Origin of the sequence: Sphingomonas sabuli, from assembly GCF_014352855.1 — a bacterium.
Lineage (GTDB): Bacteria > Pseudomonadota > Alphaproteobacteria > Sphingomonadales > Sphingomonadaceae > Sphingomicrobium > Sphingomicrobium sabuli.
Genome location: NZ_CP060697.1, coordinates 1673390 through 1699873 on the forward strand (window position 1 = coordinate 1673390; position 26484 = coordinate 1699873).

The 26484-nt window shown below is 66.0% G+C and carries 32 protein-coding genes; 12 read left to right on the forward strand and 20 right to left on the reverse strand.

From position 1 onward, the window contains the following. Positions 1-54 precede the first annotated feature (54 nt). On the forward strand, positions 55-2898 hold the full coding sequence (locus H8M03_RS08295) for a M16 family metallopeptidase (protein ID WP_187478989.1): 2844 nt from the start codon (positions 55-57) through the stop codon (positions 2896-2898). Between the two features lie 63 nt (positions 2899-2961). On the opposite strand, the gene H8M03_RS08300 is transcribed toward H8M03_RS08295, so the two are convergent. After that, on the reverse strand, positions 2962-4020 hold the full coding sequence (locus H8M03_RS08300; protein ID WP_187478990.1) for a 5-(carboxyamino)imidazole ribonucleotide synthase: 1059 nt from the start codon (positions 4018-4020) through the stop codon (positions 2962-2964). Beyond that, positions 4020-4499 (reverse strand): 5-(carboxyamino)imidazole ribonucleotide mutase, encoded by a 480-nt coding sequence (gene purE, locus H8M03_RS08305; protein WP_187478991.1) that lies wholly within the window; start codon positions 4497-4499, stop codon positions 4020-4022. Before purE ends, H8M03_RS08300 begins: the two co-directional genes overlap by 1 nt. A 119-nt stretch (positions 4500-4618) precedes the next feature. Here purE and H8M03_RS08310 point away from each other — a divergent pair, with 119 nt between their 5' ends. Then, a complete protein-coding gene (locus H8M03_RS08310) occupies positions 4619-5194 on the forward strand; it encodes a GGDEF domain-containing protein (RefSeq protein ID WP_187478992.1) in 576 nt (191 codons plus the stop codon). Here H8M03_RS08310 and gpmA read toward each other — a convergent pair. Continuing rightward, positions 5191-5883, reverse strand: coding sequence for a 2,3-diphosphoglycerate-dependent phosphoglycerate mutase (gpmA, locus tag H8M03_RS08315; RefSeq protein ID WP_187478993.1), 693 nt, complete (start codon positions 5881-5883; stop codon positions 5191-5193). The two genes, H8M03_RS08310 and gpmA, sit on opposite strands and share 4 nt — an antisense overlap. After that, a complete protein-coding gene (locus tag H8M03_RS08320) occupies positions 5883-7049 on the reverse strand; it encodes a M14 family metallopeptidase (RefSeq protein ID WP_187478994.1) in 1167 nt (388 codons plus the stop codon). Before H8M03_RS08320 ends, gpmA begins: the two co-directional genes overlap by 1 nt. 286 nt (positions 7050-7335) lie before the next feature. Here H8M03_RS08320 and galE point away from each other — a divergent pair, with 286 nt between their 5' ends. The 4 genes from galE to H8M03_RS08340 all read left to right on the forward strand — a co-directional run bounded on the left by galE (position 7336) and on the right by H8M03_RS08340 (position 10585). Continuing rightward, a complete protein-coding gene (galE, locus tag H8M03_RS08325) occupies positions 7336-8337 on the forward strand; it encodes a UDP-glucose 4-epimerase GalE (RefSeq protein ID WP_187478995.1) in 1002 nt (333 codons plus the stop codon). Further along, positions 8337-9968 carry a M20/M25/M40 family metallo-hydrolase gene (locus H8M03_RS08330; protein WP_187481009.1) on the forward strand — a complete coding sequence of 544 codons (1632 nt, stop codon included), beginning with the start codon at positions 8337-8339 and terminating at the stop codon, positions 9966-9968. The genes galE and H8M03_RS08330 overlap by 1 nt, the downstream gene beginning before the upstream one ends. 92 nt (positions 9969-10060) lie before the next feature. Then, on the forward strand, positions 10061-10186 hold the full coding sequence (gene ykgO / locus H8M03_RS08335; RefSeq protein ID WP_029941846.1) for a type B 50S ribosomal protein L36: 126 nt from the start codon (positions 10061-10063) through the stop codon (positions 10184-10186). A 123-nt stretch (positions 10187-10309) separates the two neighbouring features. Beyond that, positions 10310-10585: a hypothetical protein gene (locus H8M03_RS08340; protein ID WP_187478996.1), complete on the forward strand. Its 276-nt coding sequence runs from the start codon at positions 10310-10312 to the stop codon at positions 10583-10585. Here the strand turns inward: H8M03_RS08340 and H8M03_RS08345 are convergent, their stop codons facing one another. Next, a complete protein-coding gene (locus tag H8M03_RS08345) occupies positions 10586-10996 on the reverse strand; it encodes a hypothetical protein (RefSeq protein ID WP_187478997.1) in 411 nt (136 codons plus the stop codon). Positions 10997-11025: 29 nt separating this feature from the next. After that, the gene (gene purT, locus H8M03_RS08350) at positions 11026-12198 is read right to left on the reverse strand and encodes a formate-dependent phosphoribosylglycinamide formyltransferase (RefSeq protein ID WP_187478998.1); all 1173 of its coding nucleotides are present in this window, start codon (positions 12196-12198) and stop codon (positions 11026-11028) included. A 42-nt stretch (positions 12199-12240) separates the two neighbouring features. Between purT and H8M03_RS08355 the strand changes: the two genes are divergently transcribed. After that, complete coding sequence (locus H8M03_RS08355; protein ID WP_187478999.1) at positions 12241-13122, forward strand: peptidylprolyl isomerase; 882 nt, start codon at positions 12241-12243, stop codon at positions 13120-13122. A 3-nt stretch (positions 13123-13125) separates the two neighbouring features. On the opposite strand, the gene H8M03_RS08360 is transcribed toward H8M03_RS08355, so the two are convergent. From H8M03_RS08360 to H8M03_RS08370, 3 genes are all read right to left on the reverse strand, one after another. Continuing rightward, on the reverse strand, positions 13126-13377 hold the full coding sequence (locus H8M03_RS08360) for a hypothetical protein (protein ID WP_187479000.1): 252 nt from the start codon (positions 13375-13377) through the stop codon (positions 13126-13128). Between the two features lie 117 nt (positions 13378-13494). Beyond that, positions 13495-13821 (reverse strand): PilZ domain-containing protein, encoded by a 327-nt coding sequence (locus tag H8M03_RS08365; RefSeq protein WP_246449224.1) that lies wholly within the window; start codon positions 13819-13821, stop codon positions 13495-13497. 11 nt (positions 13822-13832) lie between these two features. Next, positions 13833-14144 carry a PilZ domain-containing protein gene (locus H8M03_RS08370; protein WP_187479002.1) on the reverse strand — a complete coding sequence of 104 codons (312 nt, stop codon included), beginning with the start codon at positions 14142-14144 and terminating at the stop codon, positions 13833-13835. Between the two features lie 173 nt (positions 14145-14317). Here H8M03_RS08370 and H8M03_RS08375 point away from each other — a divergent pair, with 173 nt between their 5' ends. Then, positions 14318-15595 (forward strand): L,D-transpeptidase family protein, encoded by a 1278-nt coding sequence (locus H8M03_RS08375; protein ID WP_187479003.1) that lies wholly within the window; start codon positions 14318-14320, stop codon positions 15593-15595. A gap of 96 nt (positions 15596-15691) precedes the next feature. Here H8M03_RS08375 and H8M03_RS08380 read toward each other — a convergent pair whose 3' ends face one another. Next, positions 15692-16219 carry a peroxiredoxin gene (locus H8M03_RS08380; protein ID WP_187479004.1) on the reverse strand — a complete coding sequence of 176 codons (528 nt, stop codon included), beginning with the start codon at positions 16217-16219 and terminating at the stop codon, positions 15692-15694. Positions 16220-16534: 315 nt separating this feature from the next. On the opposite strand from H8M03_RS08380, the gene H8M03_RS08385 reads away from it, so the two are divergent. Continuing rightward, positions 16535-16822 (forward strand): hypothetical protein, encoded by a 288-nt coding sequence (locus H8M03_RS08385; RefSeq protein WP_187479005.1) that lies wholly within the window; start codon positions 16535-16537, stop codon positions 16820-16822. Positions 16823-16842: 20 nt separating this feature from the next. On the opposite strand, the gene H8M03_RS08390 is transcribed toward H8M03_RS08385, so the two are convergent. From H8M03_RS08390 to H8M03_RS08405, 4 genes are all read right to left on the reverse strand, one after another. Beyond that, positions 16843-17028: a PspC domain-containing protein gene (locus H8M03_RS08390; protein WP_187479006.1), complete on the reverse strand. Its 186-nt coding sequence runs from the start codon at positions 17026-17028 to the stop codon at positions 16843-16845. A 277-nt stretch (positions 17029-17305) separates the two neighbouring features. After that, on the reverse strand, positions 17306-18175 hold the full coding sequence (locus H8M03_RS08395) for an SDR family oxidoreductase (RefSeq protein WP_187479007.1): 870 nt from the start codon (positions 18173-18175) through the stop codon (positions 17306-17308). Further along, the gene (locus H8M03_RS08400; protein ID WP_187479008.1) at positions 18168-18401 is read right to left on the reverse strand and encodes a hypothetical protein; all 234 of its coding nucleotides are present in this window, start codon (positions 18399-18401) and stop codon (positions 18168-18170) included. The genes H8M03_RS08395 and H8M03_RS08400 overlap by 8 nt, the downstream gene beginning before the upstream one ends. A gap of 84 nt (positions 18402-18485) precedes the next feature. Continuing rightward, entirely contained in the window at positions 18486-18731 is a 246-nt protein-coding gene (locus H8M03_RS08405; RefSeq protein ID WP_187479009.1) for a hypothetical protein, read from the reverse strand. Between the two features lie 125 nt (positions 18732-18856). On the opposite strand from H8M03_RS08405, the gene H8M03_RS08410 reads away from it, so the two are divergent. From H8M03_RS08410 to H8M03_RS08420, 3 genes are read left to right on the forward strand one after another with little or no spacing between them, the layout of a single operon-like run. Next, positions 18857-20677, forward strand: coding sequence for an ABCB family ABC transporter ATP-binding protein/permease (locus tag H8M03_RS08410; protein ID WP_187479010.1), 1821 nt, complete (start codon positions 18857-18859; stop codon positions 20675-20677). Beyond that, the gene (gene recQ / locus H8M03_RS08415) at positions 20674-22449 is read left to right on the forward strand and encodes a DNA helicase RecQ (protein ID WP_187479011.1); all 1776 of its coding nucleotides are present in this window, start codon (positions 20674-20676) and stop codon (positions 22447-22449) included. The genes H8M03_RS08410 and recQ overlap by 4 nt, the downstream gene beginning before the upstream one ends. Further along, entirely contained in the window at positions 22446-22850 is a 405-nt protein-coding gene (locus tag H8M03_RS08420; RefSeq protein ID WP_187479012.1) for a protein tyrosine phosphatase family protein, read from the forward strand. Before recQ ends, H8M03_RS08420 begins: the two co-directional genes overlap by 4 nt. Here the strand turns inward: H8M03_RS08420 and H8M03_RS08425 are convergent. The 6 genes from H8M03_RS08425 to H8M03_RS08450 form a co-directional block, all read right to left on the reverse strand. Then, entirely contained in the window at positions 22847-23053 is a 207-nt protein-coding gene (locus tag H8M03_RS08425) for a putative signal transducing protein (protein WP_187479013.1), read from the reverse strand. The genes H8M03_RS08420 and H8M03_RS08425 overlap by 4 nt on opposite strands. After that, positions 23050-23586: a DUF924 family protein gene (locus tag H8M03_RS08430; protein ID WP_187479014.1), complete on the reverse strand. Its 537-nt coding sequence runs from the start codon at positions 23584-23586 to the stop codon at positions 23050-23052. The genes H8M03_RS08425 and H8M03_RS08430 overlap by 4 nt, the downstream gene beginning before the upstream one ends. Beyond that, positions 23583-24995 carry a metalloprotease TldD gene (gene tldD / locus H8M03_RS08435; protein WP_187479015.1) on the reverse strand — a complete coding sequence of 471 codons (1413 nt, stop codon included), beginning with the start codon at positions 24993-24995 and terminating at the stop codon, positions 23583-23585. Before tldD ends, H8M03_RS08430 begins: the two co-directional genes overlap by 4 nt. Then, a complete protein-coding gene (locus tag H8M03_RS08440) occupies positions 24992-25189 on the reverse strand; it encodes a zinc-finger domain-containing protein (RefSeq protein ID WP_187479016.1) in 198 nt (65 codons plus the stop codon). Before H8M03_RS08440 ends, tldD begins: the two co-directional genes overlap by 4 nt. A 51-nt stretch (positions 25190-25240) precedes the next feature. Continuing rightward, the gene (locus H8M03_RS08445) at positions 25241-25762 is read right to left on the reverse strand and encodes a DUF4402 domain-containing protein (RefSeq protein ID WP_187479017.1); all 522 of its coding nucleotides are present in this window, start codon (positions 25760-25762) and stop codon (positions 25241-25243) included. 133 nt (positions 25763-25895) lie between these two features. Then, entirely contained in the window at positions 25896-26408 is a 513-nt protein-coding gene (locus tag H8M03_RS08450; RefSeq protein ID WP_187479018.1) for a DUF4402 domain-containing protein, read from the reverse strand. Positions 26409-26484 lie beyond the last annotated feature (76 nt).

A 26484-nucleotide genomic window follows, 5' to 3' on the forward strand; every position in this document is an offset into this window, starting at 1 on the left:
TCCGGGGTGCGGGCGTCTAGTGTTGCGGCGATCCTATCCCGGAGAGCCGAATCCATGAACAGCTTCAAGCGCCTGTCCTTCCTGCTTGCGTCGTCCGCGCTGGCGGCCTGCACCACCACGCCGCGCCTGGCGCCCGAGCCGATGCCAGCAGGCATGACCGCGGCAGCGGTGACCGCGCCGGAACCGGCGCCGGTCAGCGAGCTGGTCAAGGAAGTCGCCATTCCGCACAGTTCGTTCAAGCTGGCGAACGGCCTGACCGTGCTGGTCCACGAAGACCACAAGGCTCCGGTGGTCGCGGTCAGCACCTGGTACAATGTCGGGTCCAAGGACGAGCCCGAGGGAAAGACCGGGTTCGCCCATTTGTTCGAACATCTGATGTTCAACGGGTCGGAGAATCTGCCCGGCGACTATTTCACTTACCTGCAGCAGATCGGCGCCACCGATTACAACGGCACCACCTGGTTCGACCGCACGAACTATTTCGAGACAGTGCCCAAGTCGGCGCTGGAACGGGCGTTGTTCATGGAGAGCGACCGCATGGGTTACCTGCTGGGCGCAGTCACGCAGGACAAGCTCGATAACCAGCGCGGCGTCGTCCAGAACGAGAAGCGCCAAGGCGACAACGACCCGGGCGGGCTGGTCGAGTATGAGGTGCTGGAGAACCTGTTTCCGGCGGGTCACCCGTACCGCCATTCGACCATCGGATCGATGGCTGACCTGGACGCCGCCAGCCTGGCGACGGTGAAGGAATGGTTCATCGACAATTACGGGCCGAACAATTCGGTGCTGGTGCTGGCCGGCGATATCACCGCCGCCGAAGCACGGCCGCTGGTCGAGAAGTATTTCGGCGCGATTGAGGCGGGCGCGGCGCACACGCCGGCAGCCGCCGACGTGCCGACGCTGGCCGCGCCAAAGTCGATCGTCATGAAAGACCGCGTCGCCACGACGCAGATCCAGAAGCATTGGGCAGTGCCCGGCCTGCTGTCGCCCCAGCTTGAAGCGCTGGACGTCGGCGCGTCGATCCTGGGCGGGCTGGCCAGTTCGCGTCTCGACCGTATCCTGGTCCGCGAGGAAAAGCTGGCCGTCGGCGTCAGCGCCTATGTGCAACCGTTTCAGCGGGTCGGCATGATGCAGGTCAACGTGACGGTGAAGCCGGGCGTCGACGCCGAAGCCGTCGAGCGGCGGCTGAACGAGATCATGGCCGAGTATCTGGCCAACGGGCCGACCGAGGATGAGGTGAAGCGCGCCACCACGCGCGAAGTGGCAACCCGCATCCGCGGGCTGGAACAGGTGGGCGGCTTTGGCGGCAAAGCGGTCGCGCTGGCCGAAGGTCAGGTCTATGTCGGCGATTCCGATTTCTACAAGAAATCGCTCGACAATTATGCGGCGCTGACCCCGGCCGCGGTGCAGGGGGCGATGCAGCAATGGCTGTCGCGCCCAGCCTTCACCGTTCGCCTGGAGCCCGGCGACCGGCCGCCCTACGTCGAATCCAAGTTCACGCCCAAGAAGGGCAAGAGCGCCGACATTGCGACGCCGCCGACCAAGCGCACGATCCCCGCGCTGGACGAGCCGGCGCCGCTCGATTTTCCCGACGTGACGCATGTGCAGCTGTCGAACGGCGTCCGCGTCCATTACGCGCAGCGGGCGACCATTCCGGCAACGCAGGTCGGGTTGTCGTTCGACGCCGGCTATGCCGCGGACGCGCAGGCGCAGCGCGGGCTGCAGAACTTCACCCTCGGCCTGCTTGAAGAAGGCGCGGCGGGGATGACGTCGCAACAGCTGGCAGAGCGCGAAGAGCGGCTTGGCGCGCAGATCACCACCGGCGGCAATGCCGACACCAGCAATGTCACCTTGTCGGCGCTTTCTGCCAACCTTGGCCCGTCGCTGGACCTGCTGGCGGACATCGTCCAGCGGCCGACCTTCGACCCGCCGGAAGTCGAGCGCGTCCGCACCCAGGTGCTGACCGCGATCGCACAGGCGCAGAAGGACCCGCAAACGATCGCCAGCCGGACCATTCCGGGCCTGCTCTACGGCGACACCCATCCCTATGGCACGACCGCACTTGGCGAGGCCGAGGCGGTCAGGAGCTTCTCGCGCGCCAATTTGGAAGCGTTCCGCCAGCAGTGGCTGCGGCCGGACAACCTCGACATCTTCGTCGTGTCGAGCCTTCCGTTGCCGCAGGTCCAGCAGGAGCTGGAGCGCACTTTCGGCCAATGGGCCGCACCCGCCGGGCCGCGCGGGACCAAGGCGTTCACCGACCTGCCGACGCGCCCGACCGCCGAACGGATCGTGCTGATCGACCGGCCGGGATCGCCGCAATCGTATATCATGGCCGGCCAGGTCACGCCGATCGATCCGCGCGGCGAGATGGCGGCCATCAGCAGCGCCAACGACGTGCTTGGCGGGTCCTTCCTGTCGCGCATCAACATGGACCTGCGCGAGACCAAGGGCTGGTCCTACGGCGTGCGCGGTTCTGCCCAGCTGCAGGCCAAGGTCGTCCCCTATCTGATCAACGCGCCGGTGCAGGCGGACCGGACGGGCGACGCGATCCTGGCGTTGCGGCAGGACATTCGCGACTTCCTGGGCGCCAAGGGCGTCACCGACGAGGAGCTTGAACGGACGATCGCCAATCGCATCAAGGCGCTGCCCGGCCAGTTCGAAACGTCAACCTCGGTGCTGTCGGCGATGCAGACCAACACGCTGTATGGTCGGCCGGACAATTATTACGAGCTGCTGGGCGACAAGTATAAGGCACAGACCCGGGCCACGCTGGACACCGCGCTGCGCCAGACGGTCGATCCGCGGGCCTTCGTCTGGGTGGTTGTCGGCGACGCCGCCAAGGTGCGTCCGCAGCTGAAGAAGACTGGGCTACCGGTCGAGGAAGTCGATCCGCGCTAGGCATGAAAACGGGCCCGGTTTCGGCCGGGCCCGAATGCTTTGCGAGCCTCGTTCGCGGGCAGGTTAGCGCGTGACGCGGGTGAAATGGCCCATCTTGCGGCCCGGGCGATGTGTGCCCTTACCATAAACGTGGACGTGGGTGCCGGCCTGGGCGACCAGCTGCGGCCAGCCGTCGATTTCCGCGCCGAGCAGATTTTCCATCATCGCCGTGGTGCCGGTCAGCGCGGTCGATCCGAACGGCAGTCCGCAGATAGCGCGCACATGCTGTTCGAACTGCGACGTTTCGGCGCCTTCGATGGTCCAGTGGCCGCTATTGTGCACGCGCGGCGCGATCTCGTTGACGATAGGGCCGTCGGCGGTGGCGAAAAATTCGACCGTCAGCACGCCGACATGGCCAAGCCGCTCCGCGATGGCCGAGGCGACCCGGACGGCTTCTTCGCGGTGCCGGTCGACCACCTCGCCCGCCGGGACGGTCGAGCGGCGCAATATGCCGTTGTCGTGATCGTTCAGCGGCAGGTCGAAGGCCGCGATGGAACCGTCGAGCGCGCGGGCAAGGACGACCGAAAATTCGCAATCGAAGTCGACCCGGGCTTCCGCCACCGCCGGCTGGCGGCCGATCGATTCCCACGCGGCGAGCACCGATCCCCGCTCCGTCGCCCACGCCTGCCCCTTGCCGTCATAGCCCAGCTGCCGGGTCTTGAGCACCAGCGGCGCGCCGATGTTCCGCTCCGCCTCGGCGACGTCAGCCTCGCCGTCGACGCGCATCCACCGGCCGACCCGCGCGCCAGTGCTTTCGATGAATTCCTTTTCGCGACCGCGGTCCTGCCCGATCTGCAGCGACGCGACGCCCGGGCGAAGCTTGGCGGCGATCACCTCAAGCGAGGCGGCGGGGACATTTTCGAATTCGTAGGTGGCGACATCGACGCTGTCGGCGAAGGCACGCAACGCCTCGATGTCGGAATAGTCCGCGCGGGTGAATTCGGCCGCGACGTCGGCCGCGCACGGCGCCGCGCCGGGTTCGAACACGTGGCAGCGATAGCCGAGTTGGGCGGCGGCGACGGCGATCATCTTGCCCAACTGGCCGCCGCCGATGATCCCGATGGTCGAGCCCGGCGGAAGCATTACGGCGCTTCGGCGACCGAATCGGTCTGGTCGGAGCGATGCCGTTCGAGGCGGGCGGCCAGGTCCGTGTCACTGGTCGCGAGGATCGAAGCGGCCAGCAGTGCCGCGTTGATCGCCCCGGGCTTGCCGATGGCCAGCGTGCCGACCGGCACGCCGGCGGGCATCTGGACGATCGACAGCAGGCTATCCATGCCCTTCAGCGCCTGCGATTCGACCGGCACGCCAAGCACCGGAAGCGTGGTCATCGACGCCGCCATGCCGGGCAGGTGCGCCGCGCCGCCGGCACCGGCGATGATCACCTTGAGCCCGCGGCCCGCGGCGTCGTGGGCGTAATCGTACAGCCGCTTGGGCGTGCGATGCGCCGACACGATGCGCGTTTCATGCTCCACCCCAAGGCGGTCGAGCATCTCGCACGCATGGCGCATCGTCTCCCAGTCCGACTTGCTGCCCATGATGATGCCGACCAGTGGCGCGGTCATTGAAACTCCCGAACTGAAGCGCCGAAGAGGCCGTTTAGGAAGAGACTTGACTGTTCGCAATCGGGACGGGCCAATAGCGGCGATTTCGCGCGGGATTTTTCACGGCTATTTCCGCGCAGGTGACCGGAGGAACGGCCAGCGTGCCCGACGCGGAAGCGTTTGCGGAAATCGAACGGCTGCGCGAGAAGATCGCGCGGCTCGAGGAGCGAGTCCGCCAGCTCGACGATCTGGCGCACCAGGACGCGCTGCTGCCCGTGCCCAACCGCCGCGGTTTCCTGCGCGAACTCGACAGCGCGATTGCCCGGGTCAGCCGCTATGGCGAAACCGCGGCGCTGCTGTTCGTCGACATCGACGGGCTGAAGCGGATCAACGACAGCCTTGGCCACCTGGCCGGCGACGCCGCGCTGGTCCATGTCGCCACGGCGCTGACCGACGCGGTACGCAAGAGCGATTGCGTGGCGCGCCTGGGCGGCGACGAATTCGGTATCCTGCTGGTCCACGCCGGCGAGGAGATCGCGCTGGACACCGCCAAGCGCCTGACCGCAGTGGTCGAGCAGGCACAGGCGGTCTACGACGGGCAGCGGTTGCCGTTGAGCATCGCCATCGGCGTTGCGGTTATCGACAAGGACGACACGCCCGATCGCGTTATCGCCCGCGCGGACCGGGCGATGTACGCGCGCAAGGCCGCGGCCTAGGCGGCGCGTTCGCTGAGGTAGTAGCTGTCGCGCGTCGCGAGGGCGTCGTCGAGTTCGTAGACCAGCGGTTGGCCGGTCGGAATTTCGACCCCGACGATATCGTCGTCGTCGATACCCGACAGATGCTTGACCAGCGCCCGGATGCTGTTGCCGTGCGCGGAGATGAGCACCCGCTGGCCGGAGCGCAGCGCGGGCGCGATGGCCGCGTCCCAATATGGCAAGACGCGTTCGATCGTGTCCTTGAGGCTTTCGCTGTGCGGGACGGTGACGCCAGCATAGCGGCGGTCGCCGGACAGGTCGTACGGGCTGTCCGCGTCCAGCGGCGGCGGCGGGATGTCGAACGACCGGCGCCAGATCCTGACCTGTTCCTCACCGACCTTGTCGCGCATCTCCTGCTTGTTGAAGCCGGTCAGCCCGCCATAGTGGCGTTCGTTGAGGTGCCAGTCCTTGTGCACCGGCAACCACAAGCGATCCATCTGTTCGAGCGCAAGGTCGAGCGTCTTGATCGCGCGGGTCAGCAGGCTGGTGAAGCAGACGTCAAAGTCGAGTCCGCGATCGCGCATCAGCGTGCCGGCCGCCATCGCTTCTTCGACGCCCTTGTCGGACAGGTTGACGTCCCACCAGCCGGTGAAGCGGTTTTCCAGATTCCACTGCGACTGGCCGTGACGGATCAGGACCAGCGTCGGCATCAGGCGTCGACCTTTGCCGGCTGGGCCTTGTTCTTGCCGGCGCTTTCGAGGTCGGGAAGGATGGCGTGGAGCGCGTCGAGACAGGCGCGACCGAGGTGCATCGAACGTTCCGGCGACCAGCCGTAGACCGGGTCGGGCAGATCGTCATTGTCCTTGAAGGGCATTTCCAGCGTCATCGACACGCAGCCGTAGCGTTCGGCCAGCTGGGTCGTCGACATCGACATGTTGGCCTGGCCCGGCTTGGGAATCTCATAGCCCTGGCGCGTCTGGAAATCGGGCGACAGCAGTTCGAGCTTGTCCGAGAAGGTTTTGAACAGTGCCGACTGGCGGTCGGTCAGCGAGGGAATGCCTTCGAACCCGGCGAGGAAGTTGGCAGGGATAGCCTCGTCGCCGTGCACGTCCATCGCGAAATCGACGCCGGTTTCGTCCATCGCGTTGCGCACGAACAGGACTTCCGGGCTCTTGTCCGCGGTCGGGGCGTGCCATTCGCGGTTGAGGTTCACGCCCACCGCATTGGTCCGCAGATGGCCGCGGCGCGAGCCGTCCGGATTCATGTTGGGCACGATGCGAAAGGTGCAGCGGTCGCGCAGCACGCGCGAGACCGGATCGTCGAGGTCGGTGAGCTTTTCAAGCGCGCCTTCCATCCACCATTCGGCCATGCTTTCGCCCGGATGCTGGCGCGCATAGAGCCACACGTTGAGCGGGCCTTCACCCATTTCCAGGCAATCGATGTCCTGGCCGTCGAGCGACTTGCCGAGCGAGCGGTAGGTGACCCCGGGAAGCGAAGCGACCGACGTCACCAGGTCGTGGTGGCGGTCCATCGAATAGGGCGCAAAATAGGCGATCCAGAGTACGTCGGTATCCGGCGTGAGACGCATCGTCAGCACGCCGTCGGCATAGCTGGTGCCTTCGATCCTATACCATTCGTCGCGGTCCGTGGACGCGCAGGCGCGATAGCCGGGCCATCCGTCGGGATAGGCCGAGCCGCCGCAGTTGGTGATGCGCAGCGTCACTTCGCGATCCTTGGCGCCGGCCAGCCGGAAGTGAAACCACTGATAGAAATCGCTCATGTGGTCCTTGACGATTTCCAGGTCGGCGCTGTCGCCGTCCTGGCTGACCACGCGAATGTTGCCGGCGTCGAACGCGCTCGAAATGATGAGGGTCATCGGGTCCTTGGGATGCTGCAGGAATGGAATTGGGCTGGCTGATAAAGCGCCCCCGCCGAACTGGCAAACGGCGGGCCGGGGAACGTCGGTCGCCGAGGGGCGTAGGGTCAGCAGGTGAATTTTTGCGCAGGAGTGCAAAGTGCTCAGGGCTATCGGGTGTATCGTGCTTGTCGTCGTCGCCGTCGCGCTGCTCAGCGTCTTCGGCCTGCTCAAGGCGATCTTCTAAACCGGCAGCCCGCGGCTATTGGTCTGGCACGCGCGGTCGAACCTCGCTAGCCAGTCGGCCGTGCGCGACCTTCCCGTCCTGGTCACCGGCGGTGCCGGTTACATCGGCAGCCACGCCGTGCTGGCGCTGCAGGCGGCTGGGTGCCCGGTCGCGGTGGTCGACGATCTGTCCAACGGGACGCGCCGCGCAGTGCCATCCGACGTGCCCTTTTACGAAGGCAGTATCGCCGACCGTCAGCTGCTATCTCGCATCTTCGCCGAGCAGGGGACGCGGGCAATCATGCATTTCGCCGGGTCGATCGTCGTCCCGGAATCGGTCGAAAAGCCGTTGCTTTATTATGCCAACAACACGCTTGCGTCGCACGCGCTGATCAGCGCGGCAGTCGACGCGGGCATCCCGCACATCCTCTTTTCATCGACTGCCGCGGTCTATGGCGCGCCCGAGCGCGTGCCGGTCGAGGAGGACGACCCAAAGCGGCCGATCAACCCTTATGGCGCGTCCAAACTGATGACCGAGGGGATGCTGGCCGATTGCGCCGCCGCCTATTCGTTCAATTACGGAGCGCTGCGCTATTTCAACGTATCCGGTGCGGACCCGCAGGGTCGGTCCGGTCAGGCCGGGCAAGGGTCGACGCACCTGATCAAGGTCGCGGTCGAGGCGGCGGTCGGCAAACGCAGCCACGTGGACGTATTCGGCGACGATTATCCAACCGCCGACGGGACCTGCGTGCGCGACTATATCCATGTCAGCGACCTGGCCGCCGCGCACGTCCGCGCGCTGGAGCGGCTGGTTGCGGCGCCGAGCGAGAACCTGGTGATGAATTGCGGTTACGGGCGCGGGCTGTCGGTGCTGGAGGTGCTGGACGCGGTCGACCGCGTCGCCGGTATGCCGGTCGCTCGGCGCATGCAGGGCCGCCGGCCCGGCGATCCGCCCGCTTTGGTCGCTTCGAACCGGCGCTTGGTCGAAACGCTGGACTGGCAGCCACAATTTGCCGACATCGACACGATCGTCGCCCACGCGCTCCATTGGGAACGCAAGCTCAAGGACCTGACCGCCGCGTGATGAAATATAAGCCGATGCTGGCTGCCGTGGCGTTCGCGCTGGCCGCCGCGGCCCCCGCCGCCCAGCCTGCCCCGCAGACCAAGCTTTCAGCGGCCGCCGAGCGGGTCCGTGCCGACGTAGAATTCCTGTCCCACGACCTTTTGGAAGGGCGGGACAGCGGTTCGCGCGGCTATGACATCGCCGCGGCGTACGTCGCCGCGCAATTCCGCGCCATCGGCCTGCAGCCCGGCGGTACCAACGGCAGCTGGTACCAGCAGGTGCCATTCCGCCGCGCCACCCATGCCGCGCCGGTCGAGGCGTCGCTGGCCATCGGCAACGATCGGGTCACCCTAACCGCCGGCTCGGACTTTGCCGTGCGGCCCAGCCTGACCCAGCAGGCGCGAACGATCGACGCGCCGCTGGTTTTTGCCGGGCACGGGATCAGCGACGCGGCGGTCGGCATCGACGATTACGCCGGCATCGACGCGCGCGGGAAAATCGTCGTCGTGCTGGAAGGCGCGCCCGAGGGCCTGCCGTCCGAAGTCGCCGCGCACCTGGCATCGTGGAAAAGCCAGGCCGCCGCCGCCAAGGGTGCGGTCGGGATCGTCGAGATCGCCGGTACCGGGGTCCGGCCCGGCTATGACCTCGTTTCCTATCTCGGCCGCCCGCTGGTCGATTGGATCCAGCCTGCCGGCGGCACGAGCGGGGAACCTCGCCGGCTGGACCTGTCCGCCGCCATTTCGAGCAAGGCCGCGGCGCGCATGTTCGTCGCCGCCGGCCAGAATCTGACGCGGCTGGTCAAAGCCCATCGCAGCGGGTCGGTCCGTGGTTTCGACCTGCCCGCGCGGTTGCGGCTTAGCGACCGCAGCAGCTGGGAGGATTTCTCCAGCCCCGAAGTCATCGGCCTGCTGCCCGGGGCGGACCCGGTGCGAAAGGCCGAGCACGTCATTCTGATGGGCCATCTCGACCACCTGGGCATGAAGCCGAACCCGAAGGCCGGCGAAGACGCGATCTTCAACGGCGCGCTCGACAATGCGTCGGGCATTGCGACCATGCTTGAAGCGGCGCGGGAATTCGCCGCATCGCCGACGCCGCCGCGGCGGTCGGTGCTGTTCATCGCCAACACCGGCGAGGAGCGGGGCCTGCGCGGCGCCGATTATTTCGCCGCCAACCCGACCGTGCCGCGCGATTCCATTGTCGGCGTCGTCGACCTGGACATGCCGATGCTGTTGTACCCGTTCACCGACATCACCGCGTTCGGCGGCGAGCATTCGACCATCGCCAGGTCGATCGCCGATGCCGCCGCTGCAATGGGCGTAAAGGTCGCGCCGGACCCGATGCCGGAAGAAGCGATCTTCGTCCGATCCGACCATTACCGTTTCGTCACCCGCGGCATTCCCGCGATCCTGTTGATGACCGGCTATGGCAATGGCGGGGAAGCGAAGTGGAAGGAGTTCTTTGCCACCGCCTATCACAAGCCGTCCGACGACGTGTCGCAGGCGATCCTGTGGGACCAGGGCGCGCGCTATGCCGAACTCAATTATCGAATCGCCCGCGCGCTGGCCGACAGTGAGGACCGACCGTTGTGGTACCAGGGCGATTATTTCGGGGACGTGTTCGCGCCCGGGCAGCGCAAGGCTCCCAAGCAATAACCTTGACTTGCCGGGCAACGCTTCTTAGGTGCCCCCCCGGTTTTAGAACAAACCTCCCACAACCTGTTTTATGTAACGAGGCGGCGCGCTCGATGAAAATTCGTAACTCACTCAAGTCGCTGAAGGACCGGCATCGCGATTGCCGAGTCATTCGCCGCCGCGGCCGCACGTACGTCATCAACAAGACGAACCGCCGCTTCAAGGCGCGCCAGGGCTAAGCCTTTCGCGATTCTTCGGTCCGCAGTTTGCGGCCTGAGCATTTCATCGTAATTCTGCTGCAACCTGCCTTAAGCGCGGGTTCACCTGCCTTCGCATAGAAGCGAAAGCCAAGGAGCATGGTGATGAAACGGTTTTGGATCAGTGTTGTCGTGACGGCGGTTGCGGGCCTTGGCCTGGCGACGGCGGCGCCAGCTTATTCGGCCGCCGATGCCCAGGCGCAGGCCACTCCCAAGGGCTGGAACTACGAAATCAAGGGCGGCAAGCGTGTGCCCAAGGGCGACCGCGTGACCAAGGCGGACGGCAGCTGGCGCGAGGAAATGCGCCACGGCAAGTGCGTTACGGTCAAGGAAAAGACCGCCACCGGCGAATATCGCGAAAGTCGCCGCTGCGACGACTGATCATTCGGCCGACGGCAAGTCTCCGCCGTCGGCACGCTTGCTGGTGATCTTGCAGCCGGGCAGCCCGAATTCCTGGACATCCTTGCAATAACGGACCTGGGCGCTTCCGTCCGGGCCGATGAAGATCGCCCAGTCGCGCCGGTCGGAACAGCTCGCGGTCCACATTTCCAGATTCTTGTAGGTGCCGACGAAGCCCGATTCGGTGATCCGTTTGCACGGATAGCCCGAATCGTGGATCGCCCGCTTCAGCGCTATCGACCGATTGAGCGCATTGAGCTCATGCAGCCCCGCCTGTTCGGGACTGCGCACGCTGATGTTGCGGGTGGCGGCCTGTTCGGTGCCGCTGTCGCCGGGGTTGCCGCAGCCGGCGAGGACCAGGGCGCCTGCGGCTGCCGCGATCAGTGAACGCATAGGAACTTCCTCCTCAATCCTGCCAACGCCTAGTCGCGAAACTCTATCCGCACCCGTGCCGCCGCGGCCTTGGCCAGGTCGACTGCCGCGTCGACGCTGTCGCCGCGGGCGAGGGCGACGCCCATGCGCCGGTTCTTGAGCGTCCTGGGCTTGGCGAAGAGCCGCACGTCGACCGGCGTTCCCGCCGCACCCATACCCAGCGCCTCATCCAGGCCAGCGAAGCCGAAATCCTCGCTCTCGCGATCGGCGAGGATCGCCGCCGACGCGCTCGGCCCGGCAAGCTCGATCGCCGGAATGGACAGGCCGAGGATGGCGCGCACGTGCAATTCGAATTCGTTGGGGTATTGGGAGATGAGGGTAACCATCCCGGTGTCGTGCGGGCGTGGCGACAGTTCGGAAAACACCGCCTCCTCTCCGCGAATGAAGAATTCGACCCCGAACAATCCGTGCCCGCCGAGAGCCTCGACCACCGTGCGCGCCTGCGCCTGCGCCGATTCGAGCGCGGCAGCAGGGATCGCCGCTGGCTGCCAGCTTTCGCGATAGTCGCCGCTTTCCTGGCGGTGGCCGATCGGAGGACAGAACATGACGCCGGCGCGCGTCGCTACCGTCAGCAGGGTGATTTCGCTGTCGAAGCGGACGAACTCCTCGACAATCACGCGTGGCCGGTCGCCGCGCATGTTGGCGACGGCATAGTCCCATGCCTTGCCGACTTCCTCCGCGCTGGCGGCGGTGCTCTGCCCCTTGCCGGAGCTCGACATGACCGGTTTCACAACACACGGCAGGCCGGTCTCGTCTGCGGCTGCGATCGCCTGTTCGCGGCTTTCGGCGAAGCGATAGCGCGATGTCGTCAGCCCCAGCGTCCCGGCCGCGAAGTCGCGGATGCCGTCGCGATTCATGGTCAGCTGCGCCGCCCGCGCGGAGGGCACGACGTGCCAGCCTTCCGCTTCCAGCGTGGCCAGCGTGCCGGTGTCGATCGCCTCGATTTCCGGGACGATGAAGTCAGAGCGGTGCCGTTCGACCGCCGCGCGCAAGGCCGCACCGTCGAGCATGGAAAACACTTCGGACGCGTCGGCGACCTGCATCGCAGGCGCGTTCGCATAACGGTCGCAAGCGACCACTCGGCAACCGAGGCGCTTGGCGGCGATTGCGAACTCGCGGCCGAGCTCGCCGGAGCCGAGCAGCATGAGGGTGGAAATATGCATGGCCGCTGGGATAGTCACAGCGGTTCACAATGTGGAGAGATTATGCGCCCGCTGCTGCTGATCCCGACGTTCGCGCTGCTGGCCGCCGCGCCCGCGCCAAAGACCCCGACCGAAATCGTCGCCGCCGCACCGGCCGCGGCCTGGCGGACCATTCCGGCCGAAGACCTGCTGGTGATGCAGCTGAAGGGGGGGCAGCGTGTGGTAATCCAGCTGGCGCCGGATTTCGCGCCGGTCCACGCCGCCAATATCCGCCTGCTGTCCAAAGCCAAGTGGTGGGACGGGTCGGCCATTTATCGCGTGCAGGACAATTACGTCGTGCAATGGGGCAAGAACGAAAGCGCGGATCCATTGCCGGCCGGGGTCGTCGCCAAGCCGCCCGAAGAATATGCGCGGCCGGTGAAAGGTCTGCCGATCCATCCGCTGGGCTACGCCGACGCTTACGCGCCGAAGGCCGGCTATGCGTTGGGCTGGCCGGTTGCCTACGATCCTGCCGGCGGCACGGCCAACCTGGTCCACTGTTACGGCTATGTCGGGGTCGGACGCGACATGGCGCCGGATACGGGCGTCGGTGGGGAACTATACGCCGTGATCGGGCACGCGCCGCGCCACCTAGACCGCAATATTGCGGTAGTCGGCCGGGTGTTGGCGGGGATCGAGCATCTGAGCAGCCTGCCGCGCGGCACCGAAGCGCTAGGCTTCTACAAGGAACGGACTTCGGATGTGCCGGTGGCATGGGTTCGCCTTGCCAGCGATGTCGACGCGGGCGAGCGACCGTCGTTCCAGTATCTGGACACGGGCAGCGCCAGCTTCGCCGACTTCGTACGCGCACGCGCCAATCGGAAGGATGACTTCTTCATCCGTCCGGCTGGTGGGGTCGATGTCTGTAATGCCGCGGTGCCGGTCAGGCCGACACCCGCAGGCTAGGGTTCACGCCGCCCAGGCGTGATAGTCGGCGTTGCGGTGCTGGATGACCACCGGGCGGTTGTGCGAGTGCGCCGTGGCTTCCGCCAGCGGCAGCGCCGTCGCGCAGAACGCGCATTCGGCCGACACCCGGCCGATGATCCAGTGCGTCCGGCCGCAGCCGGGGCAATAATTGGCTTCATGCTCCCGATAAACCGCGTGATAGCCGCGCGCCGCCGGTTGATAGGTCCTGTTCGTGAGGCCTGGAGTCACAGGCATAGCATGTTCCTTTCGGCGGAATTGAACGTGCGAACGCCGCCTAGGTTTCATGCCGCCCCGTTTCGGGACGCGATGCCTAATGATCGGGAAACCGTGGAAAGGGCGGTTCGGCGCGCTTCAGGCGTCGCCGTCGTCGATCAGCTTGTCGATCGCGATGAGCTCGGCAAATTCGGCGCCAAGCTTGTCGCCGGCGGTCCATTTGATCACCGCATTGGCGCGATCGCGGCCCGGCAACATCAGCCAGACGCGGGTGCCGACTTCGAACTGCACCGGCGTTTCGGCCATGAAGCCCCGTTCGGAGATATTGAGCACGCGCGCCTCGACGCCGTTCTCGCCAAGTTCGCGAACGGTCACGTCAAGTTCGACCGGCACGCGCGGTTCCCGCCGGCGGTCGTCCTGGTCTTCCTGTTCGGCGATGCGCGCCTTGATCATCGAAAAGCTCATCTCCACGCGCGTTACTCCGCGCAGGCCAGCGGGGCGGCGAAGGACACGCCAACATGGCCGTCCCGGACCCAGCAGACACGGGCGCTGACATCGCCATGACCGCTTAGCTCGATCCTTATTGTCTCGCCGATGTGCGGGATCAAGCGGAACGTGAACATCGCGCCCGACGCCGACAGGTTGAGCAGCTGCACCGGGTGACGCCGCCCGCGCAGCCACACCACTGCCGCCTGGGCCGGCGTATCGACCCGCGGTTCGCAGCGGTGATCGACATGGCGCGCCACGGCGCGCGGGACCATCGCCCCGTCGAGATACTTGATCCCCATCACATCCCCACTTTCGTTCGGCGGTCGTAACGGCATAGGTTTAAAGATTGGTTGTTCTCCGCAGCTTAGGCGGCGGTGCGACTCTCTGGTCACTGGCAGCGGCCGTTCAGCCTGTGTATTATGGGGCTGTGGCAGGCCGTGCCTGCGTGAAGACCAGAGGGTGGGAAATTTCTGTGACCTTGAAGACGCTGTTCAGTTCGATCGCGGCCGTGACGGCCGTTTCGGCCATTCCGTTCGCTGCCCTGGCGCAGCAGCCGATGCCGGTGCCGATGCCCGTGCAACAGGGGCCGCAGGTCGCCCAACCGCCGGTGGCTCCCGCGATGCCGGTTGCCGAACCCGCCCCGCTACCGCTGCCGCTGTGGGATGTCGGCGCGGCGCAGGAACTGCTGGGCTTCATTCGTAATATCGGCGCCGAGGGCCTGTCCCCCACCGATTATGCCCCGCAGGCGCTGTCGGATGCGCTTGCCAGCGGCGACCCGATGCGGATGAGCGAGGCGGCCAATGCCAGCTTCACCAAGGTCGCGTCCGACCTCGCGCTCGGCCACGTCCGCGGCAAGGATCGGGTCGACTGGCACATCAAGGATCCCGACTTGGCCGATAACCGGATCGACAAGCTGCTGCGCTGGTCGCTGCACACGCGGCAGGTGGCGGAAACCCTGAACGGCCTGATGCCCAAGCATCCACAGTACAGTTCGCTCAAGCGGGCGCTGGAAGTGACGCCGAAGACCGAGACCGCGAAGATCAACCGCATTCGGCTCAACATGGACCGGTGGCGCTGGCTGCCGCAGGATCTTGGCGAACGCTACATCATCGTCAACGTGCCCGCCTACACCGCCGCGCTAGTCGAAAATGGCGATACGATTTCGCGCCATTATGCGGTCGCCGGCGCGATCAAGACGCCGACCCCGCAGCTGAGCGTGACCGCCACCGGCGTGATCATAAACCCGTGGTGGGAAATCCCGTCCAGCATCGCCGGGGAAGTGCGCGGCAAGGCCGGGTACGTTGCGGTCAAGGACGACAACGGCAAGGTCATCCGCTGGCGCCAGCCGCCGGGACCGTCGAACGCACTCGGCAAGATGAAATTCGTGATGCCGAACGCGAAGGCGATCTATCTGCACGACACCAACGCCAAGTCGCGTTTCAACGCCCGGGTCCGCGCGTTCAGCCATGGCTGCATCCGCACCAAGGATATCGATGACCTGGCGACCATTCTGTTGTCCGAGGGAAGCACCGAGTGGACCGGCGAAAAGGTCCAGCAGACGCTGGCCAGCGGCAAGACCGTGGAAGCCAAATTCCCCCAGCCCCTGCCGGTGTACATCGTCTACATGTCGTCGGCGGCAACGGTCGAGGGCAAGATCATCGACTATAGCGACGTCTACAAGCGTGACGTCCCGGCGATCGCGGCCCTGGGCAGCAGCAGCAAGGCCACGGCCAAGGTGGCCAGCCGCTAGTCACGATAGAACGCCGTCCTTTCGTCCGGCATGTCGTGCGAAGGGCGGCGCTTCCAGGATTGCCGGAGGTCTTGCGGAGCTCGAGCCGCGACGGGATTATTTCGCGGACTTGAGCGCCTTTACCGCCGCAAGCGTCTTCTCGACATGCCCGCTCCAGTCGAGATCGGAATGCACGTAGGCGATCCGTCCGTCGGGCGCGATCACGTAGGAGGTGCGGTCGGTCAGCTCCGGCTTTTGCGCCAGCACGACGTCGTAATCCTTGGCCATTTGCGCGCTCGCCGTGGCAACCGGGAAGGCGTTGCGGCACTCCTCGACCGAGAATCTCTTCAACTCCTCGAGCCCGTCGCGCGATACGCCGACAACCCGGGCGCCGAGCTTGCGGAATTGCGGGTTGGCCTCGCTGAACGCGCGCGCTTCAAGCGTGCAGCCCTTGGTGAAAGCCTTGGGGAAAAAATAGAGGACCACCGGCCCATGTTTGAGCTGGTCCTTGAGATGCAGCCGGAACGGCTTGCCGGCGATGGCGCCGACGGTAGTAAAGTCCGGCGCCTTCGACCCGACGGGAAGCGCCGCGGTCGCCGGGACGGCGAGGCAGGCGAGGATGAGACCGGTCAGGGCAATGCGCATGGATGAAGCTCCGCTTGGCTGGTCGGGGATCGTAGCCGACCACGGTCGCCGGGGCCAGCGGCGCAACCGGCGGCGGGGAATGAGGGTTATCGGGCGATGCGACGGAAGATTTCAGCCACGATGCTACCGCTGCTGATGTTGGCAGCGTGCAGTACCCAGCCCGAGCCCGGCGGCAACATGCCCGAGCCCCAGCCGGTGCCGATCAACGAGACTCCCCCGGTTGCGGAGCCAGGCGTTCCAAATGACGCCTCGGAACCGCCGCCCGCTTCGGTGGTGAGCGCCTGCCTAAGGCAGGGCGATCGAAGGCTTGAAGAAATGCCTCTTCGCGCCGTCGGGACCGAGCCGTTCTGGGCGGCGTCGGTGCAGGGGCGGTGCGTCACCTATTCGCATCCCGAAGATCAGGCAGGGACGCGGGTATGGACGCAATTTTCCGGGACGGCGGAGAATGGCACCTGGACCGGCAACCTGAACAACCGGCCCTTCGTCATGCGGACGAGCCCGCAACCGGGCTGTTCGGATGGCATGTCCGACCGGCGCTATCCGATCGCGGTCATGTTGACCGTGAATGGGGAAGAGCGGGGGGGCTGCGCCGAGCGGCGCTGAAATCCCGGCCCGCGATCAACCTAGCGGTCGTTGGCGAGCCAGCCGGTGAGAACGTAGAACAAAAGCACGACCGGTCCGGTCAGCAGCAGCGCCGCGACCAAGCCGAGGCGGATCAGCAGGACGTCAACGCCGGTAAAGTCGGCGATGCCGGCGGCAACGCCCATCAGCTTGCGGTCTTCGCGGTTGAGAACAAAGCGATTGGACATGGTTTTCCCCGGTCAGGCGATGAGCGACGTGGCGCTCGAGACGCACAGCATCGCGGTGATGAAGGCGGCGGCGAAGGCGGTGGCGGTTTCTCGGCCATTGGCGAAAGTTGCGAACATGATCTGGTCCCTTTTTCAAATCCGGGCCCGTTATTGGGCCACGAATTCTACGTTGCAGGAACCGTGCCAAATCGAATTTATGCAATAAAATCAGTGTTCGCAAAATGCGCGCGCGCTGGAATGGCGGGAAATCCAACCGCCAATCGGGAAATTTTCCCAATCAGCTGGACGTGGAATCTCCGCCGTCCGGGTGCATCACTTGCCCGGTCATGTAGCTGGAATCGTCACAGGCGAGGAACAGGAAGGATGGCGCAACCTCGTTCGGCTGGCCTGGCCGCCCCATCGGCGTGTCCTTGCCGAAGTCCGGGATCTTGTCCTTCGGCTGCCCGCCCGACGGATTGAGCGGAGTCCAGATCGGGCCCGGCGCGACCGCATTCACGCGGATGCCGTCTTCCGCCAGGTTCTTCGCCAGCGAGCGGGTGAAGGCGGTGATGGCGCCCTTGGTCGCGCTGTAATCGAGTAGGATCGGCGCGCCCTTGTACATCGTCACCGACGTGCAGTTGACGATCGCCGAGCCCTTCTTGAGGTGCGGGCGTGCGGCCTGCGTGAGGAAGAAGAGGCCGAAGAAGTTGGTCTGAAAGGTCCGGCGCAGCTGCTCCTCGGAGATGTCGCGGACGTCCTTGTCCCAATGCTGCTCGCCGGCATTGTTGATCAGGATATCGAGCTTGCCGAGCTGATCGACCGTCCGTTTCACGGCGTCGTCGCAAAACTCCTTGGAGCCGATGTCGCCGCGGATAAGGATCGCCTTGCGGCCTTCCTGCTCGACGATTTCCCTGGTCTTCTGCGCGTCCTCGTCCTCGCTGAGGTAAGAGATGGCAATGTCCGCGCCTTCGCGGGCGAAAAGGGCGGCGACCGCCCGGCCAATGCCGCTGTCGGCGCCGGTGATCAGCGCGACCTTGCCCTTGAGCCGGTCGGAACCGGCGTAGCGCGGCTGCCATTCCGGCGCCGGATCAAGCTTGGCTTCGCTGCCGGGAAGATCGTCCTTGGCTTCCTCATGCTTGGGGATGAGGACATCGCTGTCTTCAGCCATCGTTTTCCTGTTCCTCCTTGGGGGCGGGGCTGCCGCGGCGGCCGAAGGCCTCGATCTTCGCCTTGTCGGACTCGTCCTGTCCGGGCTTTTCGAAGGCGGCGGTGGTGCCGTCCGCGCCAAGCGTGAACGACGTGCGGTTGCCGTCCTTGGGATCGTCCTTGGACATTTCGTTATTCTGGTTCGCCCGCAGGATGGGCATTTCGTCTTTGTTGCTGGTGTCAGGCATGGTGCCTCCTTTCCCGGTCAACGAGTGCGGGAGGGACGACGTTCCTGCGGCTGGTCATGGGGAAGCGGCCGTTCGCCGCTCGGGTCAGGCGTTGCCCTTGCGCGCTTTGGGCTGTTCCGCCTTCTCGACCGAGGCGGCGGCCTTGGCCGGGCGGCACTCTGCGAGCAGCGAGGGGAAATCGAAGTTGCTGTTGGCAAGCAGCGCATCGCTGGTCGCGGCGGCGCAGGCCTCTTCGCTTTCGTAGCGCGTCGGGACGGTCATCACTTGCGTGCACGCGGCCGAGCCGTCGGCGCAGCCAAGAATTGCGATGATGAAATAACCCGGACCCATGTTCGCCGCCTTTTGCTTCGTGAACGATTTGATAACCGCCGAAAAAGCGCGCGGTTCCAAACGGTTCGTCGCATCCGGCGAGCGCCGGTTTGCGGGTAACGGTCCGGCTTCTTACCTAGGAGGTGATGGCGGCAGCGGTGGACACGGCAAAAGCGGAGAAGGGCAGCCTGCGAACGCTGGCCCGCTTCCTGCCAATGCTGTGGCCCAAGGGTGAGACCGAATTGCGCGTGCGCGTGATTGTCGCCGTGGCACTGGTACTTGCGGGCAAGGCCGCGGTGCTGGCCATGCCCTTTGCCTACAAGGCGGTGATCGACGGCATGAGCGCCGGCACTACCGCCGCGTTCGGCCTGGTCGCCGCGCTGGTCGTCGCCTACGCCGGCGCGCGCTTTGCCGGGGTGCTGTCGGACAATCTGCGCAACGCCGTGTTCGAAAAGGTCGGGCAAGACGCGGCCCGGCGGCTGGCGGGACAGGTGTTTCGCCATATCCACTCGCTGTCGCTGCGTTTCCACCTTGAACGCCGCACCGGTTCGCTGACCAAAATCGTCGAAAGAGGAACGAAGAGCATCGACATGATGCTCTATTTCCTGCTGTTCAACATCGCCCCGACGATCATCGAGCTGGCCGCGATCTGCGTCATCTTCTGGATCAAGTTCGGGCCCGGTCTGGTCGCCGCGACCTTGATCATCGTCGCCGTCTACATCGCCTTCACCCGCCGGGTGACCGACTGGCGGTCGCAGCTTCGGCGCGAAATGAACGACGTCGACAATCGCGCCATTGGCCGCGCGGTCGATTCGCTGCTCAATTACGAGACGGTCAAATATTTCGGCGCGGAGGAGCGCGAGGCCCGGCGATACGAGCAGGCGGTCGAGCAATTCATGCATGCCACCGTCAAGAACGAGGTGTCGCTGGCGTGGCTCAACATCGGTCAGTCGCTGATCACCAACGCGATGATGGCCGGGGCGATGATCTTCACCGTCTGGGGTTGGAGCCAGGGGCGCTTCACGCCGGGCGACGTGGTGCTGGTGAATACCCTGTTGATGCAGCTGTTCCGCCCGCTCGATATGCTCGGCTGGGTCTATCGCAATATCCGCCAGGGCCTGATCGACATGGAAGCGATGTTCGTGCTGCTGGATACACCGGCCGAGGTGGTCGACGCGCCCGACGCCCGGCCGATCGCGGTAGCCGGCGGCCATGTCCGATTCGAAGACGTGCACTTCGGCTACGAAGACGGGCGCGAGATATTGAAGGGGCTGAGCTTCGATGCCCCGCCGGGTACGCGGCTGGCGATCGTCGGGCCGTCGGGCGCGGGCAAGTCGACCATCGCTCGGCTGCTATACCGATTCTACGACCCAACCGGCGGCCGCATCATGATCGACGGGCAGGAGATTGCCGCGGTCACCCAGGCTAGCCTGCGCGAAGCGATCGGCACGGTCCCGCAGGACACGGTGCTGTTCAACGACACCATCGGCTACAACATCGGCTACGGCGCCGACCAGGCGGACCAGCCGGCGATCGAAGCCGCGGCACAGGGGGCGGCGATCGACCGGTTCATCGCCGCGCTTCCCGAAGGCTATGATTCGATGGTCGGCGAACGCGGGCTGAAACTGTCGGGCGGCGAGAAACAGCGCGTCGCTATCGCCCGCACCCTGATCAAGAACCCGCCGGTGCTAATCCTCGACGAGGCGACCAGCGCACTCGACAGCCGGACCGAGGAAGCGATCCTTGCAACGCTCGACCGATTGGCGCGCGACCGCACGACCATCACCATCGCCCACCGCCTGTCGACGGTGGTGAACAGCGACACCATCCTGGTGCTCGACGAAGGCCGAGTGGCGGAAAGCGGCACCCACGACCAGTTGCTCGCCCGCGGCGGCGTTTACGCCGACATGTGGTTCCGCCAGGCTGCGGAGCGCTCAGTCGAGGAGGCGGCACAAGCAGCCGAATGACGGGCGACATCCAGCAAGTTTTGAAGCGAACCTTCGGGTTCGACAGCTTCCGCGGCGTCCAGGCCGACGTGGTGGAGCGGGTGATGGCGGGCAAGCCGACGCTGGCCGTCATGCCGACGGGGGCGGGCAAGTCGCTGTGCTACCAGTTGCCGGCCGTTGCGCGCGAAGGGACAGCGCTGGTCATTTCCCCGCTGATCGCGCTGATGCACGACCAGATCCGGTCGGTCGAAGCGAGCGGCATCCGAGCGGCCTCTCTGACCTCGGCCGACGACAATCGCGAACAGACCTTGGCGAGCCTTCGCGCCGGCGACCTCGACCTGTTGTACGTTGCGCCGGAACGGGCGACGACCGACGGCTTCCGCCGACTGATCGAGCGCATCCCCTTGTCGCTGATCGCCATCGACGAGGCGCATTGCGTAAGCGAATGGGGGCATGACTTCCGCCCCGACTATCGCCTGCTGCGACCATTGCTGGATGCGTTCACCAATGTCCCGCGGCTGGCGCTGACCGCCACGGCCGACGCCCGGACGCGGGCCGATATCCTGGTCCAGCTTGGCATACCAGACGACGGGCTGGTCATCGCCGGGTTCGACCGCCCCAACATCCGTTATCACGTCCGCCCGCGCGACGGCTTGCCGGGCCAGCTGAAGTCGCTGCTTGCCAGTCAGCCCGGTGCTGGCATCGTTTATGCCCCCAGCCGCGACCAGACCGAGCGCCTGGCCGAGACCGTCGCCGCCGGCGGGCGCAGCGCAGTCGCCTATCATGCCGGGCTGGAGCCGCAGATACGGGCCCGCAATCAGGCGGCGTTCGTCCAGTCCGAAGACATGGTCGTCGCCGCCACGGTCGCGTTCGGCATGGGCATCGACAAGCCCGACGTGCGCTTCGTTGCCCATGCCGGCATCCCAAAGTCGATCGAGTCTTATTACCAGGAAACGGGCCGGGCCGGCCGCGACGGCGACCCAGCCGAAGCCTGGCTGTTCTGGTCGGCCGAGGACTTCGCCCGCGCCCGCCGCCGGATCGAAACCGAGGTCGAGCCCGAGCGGCGGCCGGACGAGCGCGAGCGGCTCAACGCGCTGGCCGCCTTCGTCGAGACGGCCGAGTGCAGGCGCGCCATCCTGCTGCGCCATTTCGGTGACGATCCCCCGGCGACGTGCGGCAATTGCGACAATTGCATCGACCCGCCGGCGACGGTCGACGTCACCGAGGTCGCGCGCAAATTGCTGTCCGCGGCGTTCCGGACAGAGATGCGGTTCGGCGTCGCCCATCTGGCGCAGGTGCTGGCTGGCGACGACAATGAAAAGGTGCGGAGCTTCGGCCATCACCGGCTGTCGGTTTTCGGCATCGCCGACGCGGACGAGCTGGCGCTGGTCCGGCCAGTGGCCCGGGCACTGATCGCGCGCGATGCTTTGCGCGCCGACGCTTATGGCGGATTGTCGTTCGGCCCTGCCGCCCGCGCCATTCTGAAAGGCGAGGAGCATGTGGTGATCGCCGTGCCGCCGGCGCGCAAGCGCGGGTCGCGCCGCCGGACCCCGGACGGTCCGCTCGACCCGCTGTTCGATGCGCTGCGCGAGGCCCGCCGCCAGCTGGCGGCCGAAGCGTCGGTCCCGGCCTATGTCGTGTTTCACGATTCCACGCTGCGCGGGATTGCCGCGGCCCGCCCGCGCACGTTGCACGAGCTTGGCCGGGTGCAGGGTGTGGGCGAAGCCAAACTGCAGCGTTATGGTGCGGCGATGCTCGACGCGGTTCGGGCGTTCGAGGAGACGGCGGCATGATCCGCAGGTTGAGCGATACGGTGATGGTCAGCGCGCAGATCCGGCCCGACGACGTGCCGGTACTTAAGCGCAGCGGCGTCACCATGATCGTGTGCCAACGCCCCGACGACGAAGATCCCGGCCAGCCACCCGCGGCCGAGATCGAGAAAGCGGCCGAGGATGCCGGCATCGAATTCCGCTTCCTGCCCATCGTTCGCGGCATCGGACCCGCCGATGCGGAAGCCATGCGCGAGGCGATGGAGGCGACGAGCGGCAAGCTGTTCGCTTACTGCCGCTCCGGCAACCGCTGCACACTCGCCTGGGCGGTCGCCCGCCGCAAGCAGGGGGCATCGCGCGAGGAGGTGGAGGAGATCGCCAATCGAGCCGGGGTCGACCTGACCCCGATCGACCATCTTCTCTAGCGCACGTCGGCAAGCAGCCGGACGGCCTCTTCCAGATCTTCGTCCAGGACCATGACGCGTGCCCCGATCAGCGCGCCTTCGGCATAGAGGCTGCTGGCACTGTCGAAGACCACCGCTTCGACGCCGTTGCTTTCAAGGAAGGTGCGCGCGACTTCGGCTTCGATCGCGGTATTGTACCGCGCCGCCATCGCCAGCGCGCTCACCAGGAAGGATCGTCGCCGACCGGCTCCCCGGCGCGCGGCGCGCGACCGAGCACGGCATTGCGATGGGGGAAGCGGCCGTATTTGGCGATCACGTCGCGGTGTTTTTGGGCGAAGGACAGCTGGCGGTCGTCGGCGAGGCGAGTGAACAGAAGCATCGAGCGCTGCTGATCGTCCATGTCTTCGCTGTGCATGAACGGCATGTAGAGGAAGCTGCGTTCGCGTGCTTCGAGCTGGTCGTCGAAGCCCTTGTCGACCGCGCCGCGCGCGATTTGCAACGCCAGCGGATCGGTCGAAAACTGGTCGGCGTGGCCACGAAACATGTTGCGCGGAAACTGGTCGAACAGGATGACGCCGGCAAGCGCGGTCAACGGGTCGTCAAGAAAGCTGGTGGCCGGCAGGCTGCGCTTTTCCTCCCACAACTCCTGGAAACGGCGAGCGATGTCGCGGCCGAGGTCGGCGCCCCCGCCGAACCATTGGTCCTCATCGAGGCCGAACCAGAATTTGAGGACGCCGGAGCGCCAGTCGTCGTTCACGCGGCGGTGCCCCCGACGGTCAATCCGTCGATCAGCAGGCTGGGCTGACCGACGCCGGCGGGAATCGATTGCCCGGCCTTGCCGCACACGCCGATACCCTCGTCGAGCGCGAGGTCGTTCCCGATGCCCTTGATGCGGGTCAGGACGGTCGGACCATCGCCGATCAGCGTTGCGCCCTTGACCGGCTCGGCAATGCGGCCGTTGCGAATGCGATAGGCTTCGGTGCAACCGAACACGAACTTGCCGCTGGTAATGTCGACCTGCCCGCCGCCGAAGCTCTTGGCGAAAATGCCGTCCTTGACTCGTTCGACCAGTTCGCCCGGATCGTCGTTGCCGGCGAGCATGAAGGTGTTGGTCATGCGCGGCATCGGCGCGTGGGCAAAGCTTTCGCGGCGCCCGCTGCCGGTGGGTTCGACACCCATCAGGCGGGCGTTGAGCCGGTCCTGCAGATAGCCTTTGAGGATGCCGTCTTCGATCAGCACGTTGCGGCGGGTCGGTGTGCCTTCGTCATCGATGGTCAGCGACCCGCGCCGGTCCTGGATCGCGCCGTCGTCGATCACGGTTACGCCCGGCGCCGCGACCCGGCTGCCGATGCGGCCGCTGAATGCCGATGTACCCTTGCGATTGAAGTCGCCTTCGAGCCCGTGGCCGACTGCTTCGTGCAGCAGCACGCCGCACCAGCCCGGGCCAAGCACCACCGGCATTTCCCCCGCGGGCGCGGCTTCGGAGCGAAGGTTGGTCAGCGCCTGGGCCAGTGCCTCGTCGATCGCCCGGTTCCACGTCGCCGGATCGAACAGGCTTTCGTAGAGATAGCGGCCGCCGATGCCGAACTGCCCGACTTCGCGGCGATCGCCTTCAGCGGCGACGATCTGCACGCCAAGGCGCACCAGCGGGCGGACGTCGGTGGCAACGAAACCGTCGGCGCGGACGATTTCTATCACTCTCCAGCTGGCGTGGAGGCCGACGCTCACCTGCGCCACGCGCGGGTCGCGGGCCCGAGCAGCTGCGTCGATCTGCTGACACAACTCTACCTTGCGGGCGAAGGGCACTTCGACCAGCGGATTGCCCGCGCCATACATCGCCTGGTTGGTGCGCGGCGGCGCCGCTGCAGCGGCTCCGGTCGACGGGTCCAGCAGGGTGAGGGTGGCGGCGGCGCGTTCGATCGCATCCGCGCTGATATCGTTGGCGTGCGCGAACGCGGTCGTCTCGCCGGTTACGCCACGCAGGCCGAAGCCCGAGCTGTTGTCGTAGCTGGCGGTCTTCAGCCGGCCATCGTCAAAGCCGAATGCCTCGCTGACGCTATGTTCGAGATAAAGCTCGCCGTCGTCGCAACCCGACAGGTGGCGGTTGGCAAGCTGCAGTGCATCGTCCGGGTCGAGCGTGCGGTAGAGGAGCTGGCGCGGGTTCACGAAGGCGTGTCCGCCGGTCCCCCTTCAAGGATGAAGCGGCGATCGCAATAGCCGCATTCGACGAAACCGACCGCCGGGTCGACGCGAAGATAGACGCGCGGATGCCCCAGTTCCGGCGAGACCGCGCCCGAACCGTCGCAGGCGACCTGCGGGACCTTGATCTTGAAAGTTTCGGGCGGCGGAATCGAGCTCATCGCCCAACGCACTTAAGGTGGCCGCCGCCCGGCGACAAGCGGGTGCGGCGCTTATTGGTAGAGCGCGGTCATCCAGAATTGCGCGCTATATTCGCCCTCGGGCTGATTGGCGGCGATCGACAGGGATCCGCCGACGCCGACGAAGAAGGTGCGCGACACGGGGTCGATGGTGCGGAAGGGCGATCCGTCGATGGTGATGCCGAGCACCGGGATTGTGTCGCCGGTGCTGCTGGTCAAGGCGACCGGCGGGCTAACCGCGATGATCACCTGCTGGTTGGGCGAACCGGCGCCGCCGAAATAGGCGCGAAAGCCGTCGTCGGCGGGGACCGCGATCAGGCCGCCGGTGGTGGTGCGGGCACCGGTCACCGGATTGATAGTGGCCGTACCGCCGGTCGGCGACGACACGAACGCGCCGAAATCGAGGTCGTCGATCTTGGTCAGCTTTAGCGGAATCAGGACGAGCGCTTCACCGACCGCGTCGGTCGCAGCAGGCACCGGCTGCGCGGCGGCGGGCGCTGCGGCCAGGGCGGAGGCGGCGATGGCAGCCGCCGGCAGGAGTTTCAAAATCGACACCGGGCAATCCTTTCACGCAATGCTGCGATGAGGATCAGATTGGCCGGATACCCGTCACTTTGGTTTCAACACTAAGGGACAGCGGAAATTTAACCACTGCCGCAAACCATGGCGGGCAATTCGGAGCCGCTCGCTATTGGTAGGTGGCGGTGACCGTGAAGGTCCCTTCATAGACCCCTTCGGCCTGGTTCGCGCCGACGTTGAGCCGGCCGCCGACCTTGAAATCGAACACTTCGAACGGATTGACGTGGATCGTCTGCGGCGTGCTCAGGGTGAAGTTCGAAACGGTCATCGTTTGCGTGCCGCCGACGCGGGTCAAGGTGATCGGATTCTTGGGCACACGCAGGATGACCGGAGCCCGCCGCGTGCCGGCGCCGATGAACTCCGCCGCAGAGGTGGGTTGCGGTCCGCGCAGAAGGCCGCCGGTGGTGGTGACCGTGCCGGTGGCCGGGTCGATCGTCACCGTTCCCGCCGTCGCCGACCGGAAGATCACCCCGAAATCCAGGTTCTTCTTCTTGAGCAGGGTCAGCGGCTTGAGAATCGCGGTATCGACGCCCGAAACGGATTGGGCCGGGGCCGCGCGCAGCGGCCCGGCGGGCAGCGCCGCCGCGGCGGCGGCAACAATGGTCAGGACGGTCCGGTTCATCCTGGCTGCGTTTAGAGGGTTAACGTCAAGACAACCCTGAGGGTTAGGGTTAAGCGCGTCTTTACCTTCTTCGCTT

Excerpts from the sequence above, each read along its gene's own strand:
- H8M03_RS08295 (WP_187478989.1), top strand. The coding sequence starts at position 55 with ATGAACAGCTTCAAGCGCCTGTCCTTCCTGCTTGCGTCGTCCGCGCTG.
- H8M03_RS08300 (WP_187478990.1), bottom strand. The coding sequence starts at position 4,020 with ATGCTTCCGCCGGGCTCGACCATCGGGATCATCGGCGGCGGCCAGTTG.
- purE (WP_187478991.1), bottom strand. The coding sequence starts at position 4,499 with ATGACCGCGCCACTGGTCGGCATCATCATGGGCAGCAAGTCGGACTGG.
- gpmA (WP_187478993.1), bottom strand. The coding sequence starts at position 5,883 with ATGCCGACGCTGGTCCTGATCCGTCACGGCCAGTCGCAGTGGAATCTG.
- H8M03_RS08320 (WP_187478994.1), bottom strand. The coding sequence starts at position 7,049 with ATGACCCTCATCATTTCGAGCGCGTTCGACGCCGGCAACATTCGCGTG.
- H8M03_RS08330 (WP_187481009.1), top strand. The coding sequence starts at position 8,337 with ATGAAATATAAGCCGATGCTGGCTGCCGTGGCGTTCGCGCTGGCCGCC.
- ykgO (WP_029941846.1), top strand. The coding sequence starts at position 10,061 with ATGAAAATTCGTAACTCACTCAAGTCGCTGAAGGACCGGCATCGCGAT.
- H8M03_RS08340 (WP_187478996.1), top strand. The coding sequence starts at position 10,310 with ATGAAACGGTTTTGGATCAGTGTTGTCGTGACGGCGGTTGCGGGCCTT.
- H8M03_RS08345 (WP_187478997.1), bottom strand. The coding sequence starts at position 10,996 with ATGCGTTCACTGATCGCGGCAGCCGCAGGCGCCCTGGTCCTCGCCGGC.
- purT (WP_187478998.1), bottom strand. The coding sequence starts at position 12,198 with ATGCATATTTCCACCCTCATGCTGCTCGGCTCCGGCGAGCTCGGCCGC.
- H8M03_RS08355 (WP_187478999.1), top strand. The coding sequence starts at position 12,241 with ATGCGCCCGCTGCTGCTGATCCCGACGTTCGCGCTGCTGGCCGCCGCG.
- H8M03_RS08360 (WP_187479000.1), bottom strand. The coding sequence starts at position 13,377 with ATGCCTGTGACTCCAGGCCTCACGAACAGGACCTATCAACCGGCGGCG.
- H8M03_RS08365 (WP_246449224.1), bottom strand. The coding sequence starts at position 13,821 with ATGAGCTTTTCGATGATCAAGGCGCGCATCGCCGAACAGGAAGACCAG.
- H8M03_RS08370 (WP_187479002.1), bottom strand. The coding sequence starts at position 14,144 with ATGGGGATCAAGTATCTCGACGGGGCGATGGTCCCGCGCGCCGTGGCG.
- H8M03_RS08380 (WP_187479004.1), bottom strand. The coding sequence starts at position 16,219 with ATGCGCATTGCCCTGACCGGTCTCATCCTCGCCTGCCTCGCCGTCCCG.
- H8M03_RS08385 (WP_187479005.1), top strand. The coding sequence starts at position 16,535 with ATGCCTCTTCGCGCCGTCGGGACCGAGCCGTTCTGGGCGGCGTCGGTG.
- H8M03_RS08390 (WP_187479006.1), bottom strand. The coding sequence starts at position 17,028 with ATGTCCAATCGCTTTGTTCTCAACCGCGAAGACCGCAAGCTGATGGGC.
- H8M03_RS08395 (WP_187479007.1), bottom strand. The coding sequence starts at position 18,175 with ATGGCTGAAGACAGCGATGTCCTCATCCCCAAGCATGAGGAAGCCAAG.
- H8M03_RS08400 (WP_187479008.1), bottom strand. The coding sequence starts at position 18,401 with ATGCCTGACACCAGCAACAAAGACGAAATGCCCATCCTGCGGGCGAAC.
- H8M03_RS08405 (WP_187479009.1), bottom strand. The coding sequence starts at position 18,731 with ATGGGTCCGGGTTATTTCATCATCGCAATTCTTGGCTGCGCCGACGGC.
- H8M03_RS08410 (WP_187479010.1), top strand. The coding sequence starts at position 18,857 with ATGGCGGCAGCGGTGGACACGGCAAAAGCGGAGAAGGGCAGCCTGCGA.
- recQ (WP_187479011.1), top strand. The coding sequence starts at position 20,674 with ATGACGGGCGACATCCAGCAAGTTTTGAAGCGAACCTTCGGGTTCGAC.
- H8M03_RS08420 (WP_187479012.1), top strand. The coding sequence starts at position 22,446 with ATGATCCGCAGGTTGAGCGATACGGTGATGGTCAGCGCGCAGATCCGG.
- H8M03_RS08440 (WP_187479016.1), bottom strand. The coding sequence starts at position 25,189 with ATGAGCTCGATTCCGCCGCCCGAAACTTTCAAGATCAAGGTCCCGCAG.
- H8M03_RS08450 (WP_187479018.1), bottom strand. The coding sequence starts at position 26,408 with ATGAACCGGACCGTCCTGACCATTGTTGCCGCCGCCGCGGCGGCGCTG.